Origin of the sequence: Variovorax sp. PBL-E5, from assembly GCF_901827185.1 — a bacterium.
Classification (GTDB): Bacteria; Pseudomonadota; Gammaproteobacteria; order Burkholderiales; family Burkholderiaceae_C; genus Variovorax.
Genome location: NZ_LR594671.1, coordinates 2728933 through 2741360, shown reverse-complemented (window position 1 = coordinate 2741360; position 12428 = coordinate 2728933). Strand labels below are relative to the sequence as shown.

Sequence of the window (12428 nt, the reverse complement as noted above, 5' to 3'; positions counted from 1 at the left end):
GGCTGAGCCGGATCCGCAGTATCTCTGAACTGGGGTGCGGGCACTAAACCACGATGTTCACCGATTCCCACTGTCACCTTACTTTTCCCGAGTTTGCGGATCAGATGCCGCAGATCCGTGCCGCAATGGCGGCGGCGCAAGTCGATCGGGCGCTGTGCATCTGCACGACGCTCGAGGAATTCGGCGACGTGCAATCGTTGGCGGCGCGCTATGACAATTTCTGGGCCAGCGTCGGCGTGCATCCAGACAACGAGGACATCGCCGAGCCGACCGTGGCCGATCTGGTCCGGCGCGCGGCGCTGCCCAAGGTGATCGCGATCGGCGAAACCGGGCTGGACTACTACCAGATGGAGGAGCGAAAGGGCGGCCGAAGCATCGCGGACATGGAATGGCAACGCGACCGGTTCCGGGTGCACATTCGCGCTGCGCAAGAGACGCGCAAGCCGCTCGTGATTCACACGCGGGACGCTTCAGCCGACACACTGGCGATCCTCAGGGAGGAGGGCGAGGACGGTGCGGGCCGCGCGGCCGGCGGCGTCTTCCATTGCTTCACCGAAACCGCGGAGGTGGCGCGTGCGGCCCTCGATCTCGGGTTCTACATCTCCTTCTCCGGCATTCTGACTTTCAAGAAGGCACAGGATCTGCGTGACGTGGCCGGGTTCGTTCCGCTGGACCGGATGCTGATCGAAACCGACAGTCCCTATCTCGCGCCTGTCCCGTACCGGGGCAAGACCAACAACCCGTCCTATGTGCCTTTTGTCGCGCAACAGATCGCCCAGGTGCGCCAGTTGCCGGTCGAAGCGATCGCCGAGGCCACCAGCACCAACTTCGAAGCCCTCTTTCCTGGGGCGAAAATATGAGAAGTCACTTGAAGAAAATCATCTATCTTTCTGTTTTTGCTTGCACTTTTGCAGCACATGCAGGCTCTTTCGACGATTTCTTCCGGGCCGTTCGCAGCGACAACGCCAGCGGCATCAGGACGTTGCTGAATCGTGGATTCGACCCCAACACGCGGGATGCGCAGGGCCAGACGGGCTTGCTGATCGCTTTGCGCGAGCCGTCGCCCAAGGTCATTCAGGTGCTTCTGGAATCGCCGCAGACCGACGTCGATGCGGGGAATTCCAAGGACGAGAGCCCATTGATGCTGGCAGCGATCAAGGGCGAGCAGGCTGTCGTCACGCGGCTGCTGGAGCGCGATGCCGCCGTCAACAAGCCCGGCTGGACGCCGCTTCACTACGCGGCGACCTCCGGGCAGTTGACCATCATGAAGCAATTGCTCGACCACTATGCATTCATCGACGCGCAGTCGCCCAACGGCACCACGCCTTTGATGATGGCCGCCATGTACGGCTCGACCGAAGCCGTGAAGCTGTTGCTGGACGAAGGCGCCGACACGCAAATGAAGAACGAGCAAGGCATGACGGCGCTCGATTTTGCGCAACGGGGGCAACGTCCGGATGCGGTCGAGCTGTTGACCGCTGCCATGCGTGGCAAGAAGCCGCCTGCGGATGGGAAATGGTGAGGGTCGACGGGATCATTTGCATGAGCTTGGTCGAGCTTGAGAATAATACAATGTATATTATGTAAAATAACATGTGCAGTGAATGGCTCAAAAGCTGAGCACGCTGCTGCCGCCATCGAGTTTCCGGCGTTGATCCGCGCTGACCTCGCCAAGTGGCCCGCCGCCCATCACCAAGGCCTCGGGCGCCAAAGTGGATCAGATCTCGACCCGCGTCCCCAACTCGATCACCCGGTTGGCAGGCAGCTTGAGGTAATCGGCGACATTGCCGATGTTGTGGGCCATGGCTGCGAACAGTTTCTCGCGCCATATCGGCATGCCCTCGCCCAGCGTGGGCACCACCGTTGCGCGACTCAGGAAGTAGGAGCTGCGTGCCGGCTCGAGCATGATCCCGTGCGCGCCGCAGCCCTCGAGCGCCAGCGGCACATCGACCTCGTCCTTGAATCCGTAGGCAATCGTGACCTGGTAGCAGTCGGGCGCCACCTCCCTCACGCTCACCCGATCGGACACCGGCACGCGCGGGATTTCCCGGTTCATGACGGTGACGAACAGCACCCGGTTGTGCAGCACCGCGTTGTGTTCGAGATTGTTCAGCAGCGCGTGCGGCACCGCATCGGCCTCGATCGACATGAAGATGGCCGTGCCGACGACACGCACCGGCGAGCGCGCGAGCAAGGATTCGAGGAAGGGTTTGAGCGGTGTCGCGCCGGCGCGCACGCGCGCCTCGTCCAGCATCATCTGGCGCCCACGGCCCCAGGTCGCCATGACGGTGAAGATCAGCGTCCCGATGAGCAGCGGGAACCAGCCGCCCTGCACGATCTTCAGCAGATTCGCGGAGAAGAAGGTCAGGTCGATCACGAAGAAGAAGCCGGTCGCCAGCACGCACAGCAGCCAGTTGTAGTGCCAGGCGTAGCGTATGACGTAGAAGGTGAGGCAAGTGGTGATCAGCATGGTCCCGGTCACCGCGATGCCGTAGGCCGCGCCCAGATTGGTCGACGACCCGAAGCCGATCACCGCCGCCAGCACGGCGGCCAGCAGCATCCAGTTGATGGCGGGCACGTAGATCTGCCCGATCTGCCGGTCGGACGTGTGTGTCACGCTCATGCGCGGCAGGAAGCCGAGCTGGATCGCCTGCTTGGTCATCGAATAGGCGCCCGAGATGACGGCCTGCGATGCGATCACGGTGGCCACCGTCGCCAGCACCACCATCGGCACCAGGGCCCATGCCGGGAACATGTGGAAGAACGGGTTGTCCAGCGCCGGGGGATCGCGCAGCAGCAAGGCGCCCTGCCCCAGATAGTTCAGCGCCAGCGCCGGAAAGACGAGCATGAACCATGACAGGCGGATCGGCGCCGCGCCGAAATGGCCCATGTCCGCGTAGAGCGCTTCGGCACCGGTGAGCGCCAGCACCACCGAACCGAGCGCGATGAAGGCAAGCCAGCCGTGGTGCATGCAGAAGCCCAGCCCTTCGAAAGGATTGAGCGCGGCCAGGATGGCGGGTGTCTGCAGCAGGTGGATCAAGCCCACGACCGCGAGCACGCCGAACCACGCCACCATGACCGGGCCGAACACCGCGCCGATGCCCGCCGTGCCCCACTTCTGCGCGACGAACAAGCCGACGAGCACGGCAAGCGTGATCGGCACGACGTACGGCGAGAGCTTGGGAGCGGCGATCTCGAGCCCTTCCACCGCGCTCAGCACGGAGATCGCCGGCGTGATGACGCCGTCGCCATAGAACAGCGCGGCGCCGAACACGCCGAGCAGCAGCAGGATCTGGCGCAACTGCGGCCGGTGGGCCACCGATGACGAGGCCAGCGCCAGCAGCGCCATGATGCCGCCCTCGCCGTGGTTGTTGGCCCGCATGATCAGCGTCACGTACTTGAGCGAGACGACGATCATGAGCGACCAGAAGATCAGCGAGATCACACCGACCAGGTTGGCGGTATTGAGAGACAGGCCGTTTGCCGGATCGAACACCGTTTTCATGGTGTAGAGCGGGCTGGTTCCGATGTCGCCGAAGACCACGCCGATAGCGGCCAGCGCCAGCCCTGGCAGAGCCGTCCGGTGCGGCGATGCGTGGCCGGCGGTCGCGCCGGTCGTGTGGGTGGCTGCAGGTGTCGTCATGTCTCGCCCTTTTTTGATCTCGCCAAGGCCACTCTCTCGTGCGTAGTATGGGCCGTTCAAACGGCCTTGTGCAGGGCTGGCGCCGACAAGGTGCGAGACATGAATCCCGCCGGATGGTGCCCATACGCGATCCGCAATGAAGTGGCGCGCCTCGCTATGTCAGAATGAATACGACGTTCCGGGCCGCAGGTGCGGAGAGCTTCAGGTCTTCGCCGCCCGCGGCCAACTTTTGCGATGGAGGTACGAAGCGATGCTCGTGCTTGAGCCTGATTCCGGCCTGACTTTGGCCATGCCACCACCTGCCCCGCGCCGCCCGGCAACGGTCGCACTCGACGTGGCAGGCAACGTGCCCAGGGCCTGCAGCTTCAGTCTGCAGGCTCTCAAACACTTGCCGAGGCAGGCGCTCGGGCCGACACAGATCCTCTGCTTCACCGGGCGCCATGTCGCGCAGGTGGAGAGCTACGCGGGGACGCGTCTGGTAAGCACGCGGTGCGCCGATCTTCACTATGTTTATAAAAATATAGTGAAAGAGGTTTTCTCGTCGATGAAGAGGAGCTTTTCTTTCAATGGCCCTCTACCCAAAGGCACTGACGACGATCACCTCGACCACACGAAGACTCCTCTTGCTCGCGACGGGGCTGCTGGCTGCTGACGGCGCCGTGGCTCCCGCCGGTGCGCAGGCCTACGCGGTGATCAAGGCTTCCAGCGTGACGATCGGCGCCGACTGACGCGTCGCGCGTGCGGCCGCGAGTCGATCTTTCTAGCGGATGTCCCGACGCGCCAGCAGCACGTTGCCGCCGGTGGTGTTGAACGAGATCGTCGGCGCGCTGAAATCGCTCAGCGGCGCGCCGAGGCCGATCTCGCCGCTGCCGTGCAGCACGCATTCGTCGCGCCGCAGCGCAATCTCGCCGCTTGCGCCCGCGGTACCATGAAAGCGCACCCATGTGCCGTAGGTGCTGACATCGACGAGCACGCAACTGCCTTGGCGCGCCTCGATCCTCGCGTGCAAGCGCGACACCCTCGGATCGTTGACGACGAACTGCGCCTCATCGACGCGGCCCAGATGGATCGGCAGTTCTTCGGCGCGGAACATCGACCGGACATCGAGCCACGCGAGTTCGATCTGCCCGAACGATGAATCGGCGGCGTTTCGAGCCGCTGGGACGAGCGATGCCGGCATCGTGAGAAATTCCGAGACTTCGTCCTGCCAATCGATTCGATGGACAGTCGGCATCTCGTTCTTGCCGCGGATGTTGATCGGACCGAGGCTTCGGTGGCGAACCTCGCCGCCGTGCAATTGATCGATCACCGATTCCGTGGCCCATATCTGGCTGGGGCCGGCGAGATCGCTCAAGCGGGAAGCCAGGTTGACGGCGTCGCCATAGCAGTCCCCATCGACTTCGACGACTTCCCCGCTCGCCACGCCGATCTGCAATTCCATTCGCAGCGGCGCCGGCCAGGTTTGCAATCGTTTCTGGTGATTGCGCTGCATTTCGAGGACGGCACGCGTCGCCGTGGTGCCATTCTCGAATATCGCAAAGACGCCATCGCCCAGCGATTTCACGACGCGGCCGCCGTGTGACTCGCACACGCCGCCGATCCACTGGATCAGCCGGGTGACGGTTTCCGTCGCACGTGCGTTGCCCATGGCCTCGAAGACCCTGGTACTCCCCGTCAAATCAGCAAATACGACAGTGGATTGCGCGGCCATGTTGTGAAGTTTTTGGTAGCTCTCTCGCGTGGATTATGGCAAAGCGGCAGAAGAGCGCCGTGCAAGGGGTTCAAATCGATCGCTGACAACAAAAGCTGTTGCTTTTTCATTCAGACACATCGCGTTTCCACAGCGAGACAGAGTAAGTACCACTAAGGTATCAATGTTCGTTTGGCGCTTGAAGAATTTCGTGAAGAATGTTGTTTTTGAACATGAAATCTTGTTTCCGGGCTTGTGTCGCCTCACCCCCCGTCTTAACGTAGCGGCACCCAGGCTTCCGGCAATCGCTTTTCTCCATGGCGTCCACCAGCAGTTTCTTTCGCTTTCTGTCTTCCTCGATGCGCGGCTTTCGCCGGTCGTCGGACCGTCAGATGGGCCAGATCCGCGCTGCCATGCTGTCGCTGCTGCAGGTTCACGGCGGCCATGCAGTTCAGCGGGTTGCCCAGCGCGTGCGCTTTGCGGGCGACCTCGAAGCACTCTGGTACCTGCGCCAGGACGTCCTGACCGCGCTCAGCGCCGTCGATGGCGAAGTCGCTGCCCGTGAGCAGATGCAGCAGATCAATCGCCTGTTCAAAGGCGGTCTGCCAGGCGCGATGGGCCCGCGCCACCATCATCGCATCACGACCTGAGCACGGCGCGTCCACTGCGCCCGTCCCAGGTCTGCGGCATGCTCAATGCGCGTGCCGATGTCCCCAGACCATGAAGACATCGCGGCCATCCGCGGCCAGTTCGATTTGCGCGCCGACAGGCAGCAGCACCTTGGTCGGAACATGACCGAACGGTAGGCCGGTCAGCACCGGAACCTTGATCAGCTCGCGCAGCCGTGCCACCACGGTCTGCATGCCGAAGCCGCGGTCATGCGGCACTTTCCTGATCCCCGTGAAGTGTCCGAGGACGACCGCCTTCTGGCGCGCCAGCACCCCGGCGTGACGCAACTGCTCAAGCATCCGCTCGACGCGATAAGGATGCTCGTTCACGTCCTCGAGGAAGAGCACGCCCTTGTCGATCGCAGGAAAGTAAGGTGTACCTAGCAGGCTCACCAGCACGCAAAGATTGCCGCCCCAGAGCGTTGCCCCATGGATGCTCCGAAGCGCCGGCACGGCCGCGCCGCGTTGCGCAGGCATGCGCCATCCGGTGCCCTCGCCCTGCCCACTCAGCAGATCGTCGAAGCAGGCTTCCATGATGTCATCCGCCCCCGATTCGGCGCCGAAGTCTTCGCCGACCGCAGGCCCGGCCCAGGTGGTTGCACCCGTCTTCGCCAGCAAGGCGCACTGCAAGGCAGTGAAGTCACTCAGTCCGATGAAATCGGTGCCTCGGTCGATGGCCTTGGCCACGGCCTTGTAGGGAATGGCATCGAGGATGCGCGTGAAGCCATAGCCACCGCGCGAAATCAGCGCCACGTCGGCACCGCTGCCCGCGGCGCGGGTGATAGCCGCAAGGCGGGTGGCATCGTCGCCGGCAAAGCGCTGATGGCTGGTGAGCGCTGCTTCGTCGATTTCGACCTCGTGGCCGAGCGACCGCAGCCGCGCCACACCGCGGCGGAACGCCGCCTTGTCGCGCACGGCGCTGGAAGGCGAGTAGATGTAAATGTGCTTTGTCACGAAGCGAAGTATCCCATTGCCTCCCGGACCAATTGCGCGGCCTGCGCAGCGGTCGGACCGGAAACGCCCTTCGGGATCGACCCCAGGGCACGCAACGCGGCTTCATGCCCGCGATCGGGAAACGGCGCTCGCCAGGCGGTGTTCGCATCCTGCCCGCAGTCGGGCGCGGCGAGCACGGCCACGAATCGACGTGGCGCCGAATCCTCGAGCAGCGAAGCGATCGCCCGAGCGGCCGCGCTGTGCACGAGCACGAGCGGCCCCGGCTGCAGCCAATCCAGCCATTCGAGCAGCACGTCGCGATGCCAGTCGAGCCGGTGCACCGCCTCGCGCTTCGGCTTGTCGCTGAGACCGAAACCGATCAGGTCCGGCGCCAGCACGCGCATGCCTTTCGCGCCGACGAGATGGCGAAAGAAGTAGCTCCACTCGCCCGGCCCGTGCAGGCACAGGCAGGCCGCTACGGCATCTGGCGGGCCTTCATCCAGGTAGTGCATGCGCCAGCCATGCAGGCTCGGGAGATCACTCATCCAGTGCGGTGCGAACGCATAGTCGGCCAGCATGCCGAAGCGCTCGATGGGCGTGCGCAACGCATCGTCGCGCAGCGGCTCGGCCACGTCTCGCGCGGCGCTGCGGCGCTGCTGGAAGAATGCCTGGAGCAGATCCTGACACGCCTGCGCCGACACACCTGCGACAACCCGGGTATGGTGATTGAGCTGCGTTTGCGCGAACAGATCGAGCACCGATCCGGCGGCGCCCGTCTTCGGGTCCGCCGCGCCGAACACCACGCGGTCCAGGCGCGCATGGAGTATCGCGCCCGCACACATCGCACAAGGTTCGAGCGTCACGAACAGTTCACAGCCATCGAGACGGTAGTTGCCGAGCGCCGCCGCGCCGGCGCGCAACGCATTGATCTCGGCATGGGCGCTGGGATCGCGCTGGCCGATCGGTGCATTGCGCCCCGAAGCGATCAGCACGCCATCCTTCACCAGCACCGCACCGACCGGCACCTCGCCCGCTTCGGACGCCTGTCGCGCCTGCGCCAGCGCCAGCTGCATCCAGTGCTCGTCGCTCGTCATCCCGGCCCGCGCCGCGCCTCACTGATCATCCGGCACCCGTTGCGACTGCTGCATCGCGGCGTCGAGCGACTTCTTGAACTGCTGCTGGATCTGCTGGCTCTGCGCGCGAACGTCGCCGGGCTGCGCACCCGCCGCCGCCTGGCCGGCAGGTGCGACGGGCGCGGCGATCGTGCTCAGTTGCCGCTTCGCCAGCAGCCCGACGATGACCAGTGCCAGCACGAGGCCGATCAGCGCAACCGCGCGCATCTCAGGCTCCTTCCACGCGCGCGGCGTCGGTGGTGGCCATGCCGAGCCGCTGCATCCAGCCTGCCAGCGCCTGCTCGTCGGGCGTACCCTGGCTGTAGGCCGCGTACATCGCGACGTGCGCCTCGCGGCGGTGCTGGTTGAGCTTGAGCTTGCATTGCAGCGCCGTCACCTCCAGCTCGAAACCGACGATGCCCTGAAGCATCTTGCGCTGGAACTCCTCGCCGAGTTCGCGCCATTGCTGCGCATAGGACGGTTCGTGCTGCGCGATCAGCCGCTTGAGCAGCGCGTCCTTCTCGGCCGGCTCCTCGATCAGGCGAGCCTGCACCGTGCAGTCCACCGCGAGATAGTTCCACGTCGGCACCCGCGCAAGATCCGGGTAGACCGACGGCGACAGATACGCATGCGGCCCCAGAAAGCTCACGACCGCGGTGGGCCGCGTCCGCAGATAGCGCCAGTGGGGGTTGGGCTTGGCGCAATGGCCGAGCAAGGCCAGCGCGCCCTCACCGCGCTCTTCCAGCACCAGCGGCAGGTGCGTCACGAAAGGCAGGCCCTCGTCGTCGTTCGAGATCAGGCTGGCGAACGGGTGCGAACGCATCAGCTCCGCAGCGAGCGTGCGGTCCTTGGCGTCGAATTGCGGCGGCATGTACATGGGTTCTTCCTGCAAGGGGATCGCCCGATTGTCCCCGAGCCTTTCGGCCCGCGCCAGAATCGCAGCCCATGCGCGCTCGAAGATTGTTCCTTCCCGGTCTCGTCCTTCCGCTCCTCGTCAGTCTGGCGGGCTGCGTCGCCGGTCGCGGACCGGGCGGCTTCGACCCGGTGGCCGCTGCGCGCATCGAGTCGCTCATCGGGCGCATGACGGTCGAAGAGAAGGTCGGCCAGTTGAGCCTCTACGCCCCTGCCGGCATCGACATCGTGGGCAATCCGCAGGCCGCGCGCCAGAGCCAGGCGCAACAGCTGGCCGACATCCGCGCCGGCCGCGTGACCGGCCTCTTCAACAACGAGGGTCGCGAAGGCAAGCGCCGCGCGCAGCGGGCGGCGGTCAACGAATCGCGCCTGGGCATTCCGCTGATCTTCGGCGCCGACATCATCCACGGCTTTCGCACCGTGTTCCCCGTGCCGCTCGCCGAGGCAGCCAGCTGGGAGCCGCAGCTGGCCGAGCGCACCGCGCGCGCCGCGGCTGAAGAGGCCAGTGCCGACGGCTTTCGCTGGACCTTCGCGCCGATGGTGGACATCGCACGCGATGCACGCTGGGGCCGTGGCGTCGAAGGCGCCGGCGAGGACGTCTACCTCGGGCGGCAGTTCGCCGCCGCCCGCGTGCGCGGCTTCCAGGGCAGCGATCTGTCGCGGCCCGACGCGATGCTGGCCACGCCCAAGCACTTCGCCGGCTACGGCGCCGCGGAAGGCGGCCTCGACTACAACACGGTCGACCTCTCCGAACGCACGTTGCGCGAGGTCTACCTGCCGCCCTTTCGCGCTGCGATCGATGCCGGTGCGCTGTCGATCATGAGCGCCTTCAACGAGATCGGCGGCATCCCGTCGAACGCCAACCACGCACTGCTGACGGACATCCTGCGCGGCGAATGGGGCTTCCAGGGCTTCGTTGTCTCCGACTACACGGCCGACGAGGAACTCATCGCGCACGGCTTCGCCGCCGACGAGCGCCAGGCCGCCAAGCGCGCCTTCCTCGCCGGCACCGATGTGAGCATGCAGAGCGGCCTCTACATGCGCCACCTGCCGGAGCTCGTGGCGTCGGGCGAGGTGCCGATGTCGCGGCTCGACGATGCCGTCCGGCGCGTGCTGCGGGTCAAGCAGCGGCTCGGCCTGTTCGACCATCCCTTCAGCGGCCTGGACGACAAGAGAGAAGGTCCAGGCTTCGACCTGGCAGCGCACGAGTCGCTGGCGCGCGAGGCGGCCGACCGCTCCATCGTGATGCTCAGGAACGACGGCGACCTGCTGCCGCTGCCGAAGTCGGGCACCCGCATCGCGCTGATCGGCCCGTTCGCGGGCACCTCCGATCTGTTCGGACCATGGCGCATCTTTCCCGATCAGGCGCCGCCCGTGGGCATCGAGCAGGCGCTTCGCAACGCGCTGGCCTCGCCGGATGCGCTCACGGTGGTGCGCGGTTCGGACGTCGATGCAGCGATCCCCGGCGGCATCGCCGCCGTCGTCGCCGCGGCACGGGCAGCCGACGTGGTGGTGCTGTCGATCGGCGAGAACGAACAGATGTCCGGCGAAGCCCGATCGCGCTCCGACATCGAGATCCCCCGCGCGCAACAGGAGCTCGCCGATGCCGTCGTCGCCACGGGCAAGCCGATCGTCGTGCTGCTGCGCAACGGCCGCGCGCTCGCGCTCAAGGGCGGCGTGCGGCAGGCGCGCGCACTGCTCGTCACCTGGTTCCTGGGCTCCGAGACCGGCCCGGCGATCGCCGACGTGCTGTTCGGCGACGTCAATCCGTCCGGCCGCTTGCCGGTGAGTTTCCCGCAGACGCCGGGCCAGGTGCCCTACTACTACAGCCACAAGCGCACCGGCCGGCCCGAGCTCGCAGACAATCCGAACCTTGCCTACAAGACACGCTATCTGGATGCGACGAACGAAGCGCTCTACCCCTTCGGCTATGGCCTTGGCTACGCGCCCATCCACTACGACGCGCTCGAGACGACGCCGGCACGCATGGCATGGGATGGCACGATCAAGGTCCACGCCCGCATCAGCAACACCGGACAACGCGAAGCCGAGGAAGTGGCACAGCTCTACATCGGCAACCGCGCCGCCAGCGTCACCCGGCCGGTGCGCGAACTCAAGGCTTTCCGCAAGGTCCGCATCGGCGCGGGGCAGACGGTCGACGTCGACTTCACGCTCTCGCGCACCGACCTGATGTTCATCGGGCAGGACATGAAGCCCACCGTCGAATCGGGCCGCTTCGACCTGTGGGTCGGGCCGTCGGCGACCCAGGGCCTGAAGACCAGCTTCGTGCTCGCGCCGGAATAGGATCGCGCTCGCCGATCCGCCGCTCACAAGGACCCGCACGCACACGCCATGCAGGAATCTCTCTTCGACGACCCGAACGAGCCGGACGGCCCCGCGCCGGCCCGCGCTCCCGTGCCAGCCAAGCGCGCGGCCGCGCGCGTGGCAAAGGTCCAGCCGGCGCAACCCGGCGCGGCGCAGCACGCGCTGGCCGACACGCTGCCACGGACCCTGCACCTCGGAACTTCGTCCTGGCATTTCCCCGGCTGGGCCGGCATGGTCTGGGACGGCGCGTACGAATCCTCGGCACTTTCGAAACACGGACTCGCTGCCTATGCACAGCACCCGCTCCTTCGCACCGTGAGCGTGGACCGCAGTTTCTACAAGCCGCTGTCCGCCAGCCAGTTCGCTGCATATGCCGCACAGGTTCCGGACGACTTCCGCTTCGTCGTGAAAGCGCCGAGCGTTGTCGCCGATGCGATGGTCCGCGGCGAGAACGGACGCGGCATGGAGCCCAACCCCGCGTTCCTCGATCCGCTGCTGGCGGCCGCCGAATTCGTGCAGCCCGCGCTCGACGGCCTCGGGCACAAGACGGGCGCGCTGGTGTTCCAGCTCAGCCCCTTGCCCGGGCCGATGCTGGCGCAGTTGCCCGACATCCTTCGGCGCCTCGGCGCCATGCTGCGCGCCCTGCCCGCCTTGCGTCCCATCGCACCGGATGGCGTGATCGCGGTCGAGACGCGCAACCCCGAATTCCTGATCCCCGCCTTTGTCGACGTCCTGCGCGAGGCCGGCGCGACCTACTGCCTGGGCCTGCATCCGAAGATGCCGCCGATCGCCGAGCAACTGCCACTGCTGCGCGCGCTCTGGCCCGGGCCACTGGTCTGCCGCTGGAACCTGAACCGCCGGCATGGCGCCTACGGCTACGAAGAAGCCAAGACCCTCTACGAACCCTTCGACAAGCTGGTCGATCCGGACTTGGAGACGCGCGCCACGCTGGCCCGCGTGATCGCCGGCACTACGGGCGCCGGACAGCACGCCTACGTGACGGTCAACAACAAGGCCGAGGGCTCGGCACCGTTGACCGTGCAGGCGCTGGCCGACGAACTTCGGCGTCTGCGAAATCCGCAGGCCGATCCTGCGCCGGATTGACTCTGCGCGCGCTTCGCCGCTCCTGGAAAATCGGGATCGCG

12 protein-coding genes are annotated in these 12428 nt (G+C 65.9%); 6 read left to right on the top strand and 6 right to left on the bottom strand.

Features of this window, described 5'->3' with window-relative positions; translation table 11 throughout:
- Positions 1-53 precede the first annotated feature (53 nt).
- The gene (locus WDLP6_RS13370) at positions 54-860 is read left to right on the top strand and encodes a TatD family hydrolase (RefSeq protein WP_162592719.1); all 807 of its coding nucleotides are present in this window, start codon (positions 54-56) and stop codon (positions 858-860) included.
- On the top strand, positions 857-1522 hold the full coding sequence (locus WDLP6_RS13365) for an ankyrin repeat domain-containing protein (protein WP_162592718.1): 666 nt from the start codon (positions 857-859) through the stop codon (positions 1520-1522). The genes WDLP6_RS13370 and WDLP6_RS13365 overlap by 4 nt, the downstream gene beginning before the upstream one ends.
- Before the next feature lie 195 nt (positions 1523-1717).
- On the opposite strand, the gene WDLP6_RS13360 is transcribed toward WDLP6_RS13365, so the two are convergent.
- A complete protein-coding gene (locus tag WDLP6_RS13360; protein ID WP_162592717.1) occupies positions 1718-3643 on the bottom strand; it encodes a potassium transporter Kup in 1926 nt (641 codons plus the stop codon).
- Positions 3644-4209: 566 nt separating this feature from the next.
- Between WDLP6_RS13360 and WDLP6_RS13355 the strand changes: the two genes are divergently transcribed.
- Positions 4210-4371 carry a hypothetical protein gene (locus WDLP6_RS13355; RefSeq protein ID WP_162592716.1) on the top strand — a complete coding sequence of 54 codons (162 nt, stop codon included), beginning with the start codon at positions 4210-4212 and terminating at the stop codon, positions 4369-4371.
- A 32-nt stretch (positions 4372-4403) separates the two neighbouring features.
- On the opposite strand, the gene WDLP6_RS13350 is transcribed toward WDLP6_RS13355, so the two are convergent.
- Positions 4404-5354, bottom strand: a complete 951-nt coding sequence (locus tag WDLP6_RS13350; protein ID WP_162567654.1) for an adenylate/guanylate cyclase domain-containing protein — start codon at positions 5352-5354, stop codon at positions 4404-4406.
- A 371-nt stretch (positions 5355-5725) separates the two neighbouring features.
- On the opposite strand from WDLP6_RS13350, the gene WDLP6_RS13345 reads away from it, so the two are divergent.
- Complete coding sequence (locus WDLP6_RS13345; protein WP_232077055.1) at positions 5726-5983, top strand: hypothetical protein; 258 nt, start codon at positions 5726-5728, stop codon at positions 5981-5983.
- A gap of 42 nt (positions 5984-6025) precedes the next feature.
- Here WDLP6_RS13345 and WDLP6_RS13340 read toward each other — a convergent pair whose 3' ends face one another.
- Genes WDLP6_RS13340 through WDLP6_RS13325 form a run of 4 tightly spaced genes read right to left on the bottom strand, consistent with a single transcriptional unit; the run spans position 6026 to position 8923 of the window.
- Entirely contained in the window at positions 6026-6955 is a 930-nt protein-coding gene (locus tag WDLP6_RS13340; protein WP_162592714.1) for an LD-carboxypeptidase, read from the bottom strand.
- Positions 6952-8028, bottom strand: a complete 1077-nt coding sequence (gene tadA / locus WDLP6_RS13335) for a tRNA adenosine(34) deaminase TadA (protein ID WP_162592713.1) — start codon at positions 8026-8028, stop codon at positions 6952-6954. Before tadA ends, WDLP6_RS13340 begins: the two co-directional genes overlap by 4 nt.
- A gap of 18 nt (positions 8029-8046) precedes the next feature.
- Positions 8047-8274, bottom strand: a complete 228-nt coding sequence (locus WDLP6_RS13330) for a hypothetical protein (protein ID WP_162592712.1) — start codon at positions 8272-8274, stop codon at positions 8047-8049.
- Position 8275: 1 nt separating this feature from the next.
- Positions 8276-8923: an FMN-binding negative transcriptional regulator gene (locus WDLP6_RS13325; RefSeq protein WP_162592711.1), complete on the bottom strand. Its 648-nt coding sequence runs from the start codon at positions 8921-8923 to the stop codon at positions 8276-8278.
- A 68-nt stretch (positions 8924-8991) separates the two neighbouring features.
- On the opposite strand from WDLP6_RS13325, the gene WDLP6_RS13320 reads away from it, so the two are divergent.
- Positions 8992-11262, top strand: coding sequence for a glycoside hydrolase family 3 N-terminal domain-containing protein (locus WDLP6_RS13320; RefSeq protein ID WP_162592710.1), 2271 nt, complete (start codon positions 8992-8994; stop codon positions 11260-11262).
- 48 nt (positions 11263-11310) lie between these two features.
- Entirely contained in the window at positions 11311-12387 is a 1077-nt protein-coding gene (locus tag WDLP6_RS13315; RefSeq protein WP_162592709.1) for a DUF72 domain-containing protein, read from the top strand.
- Positions 12388-12428 lie beyond the last annotated feature (41 nt).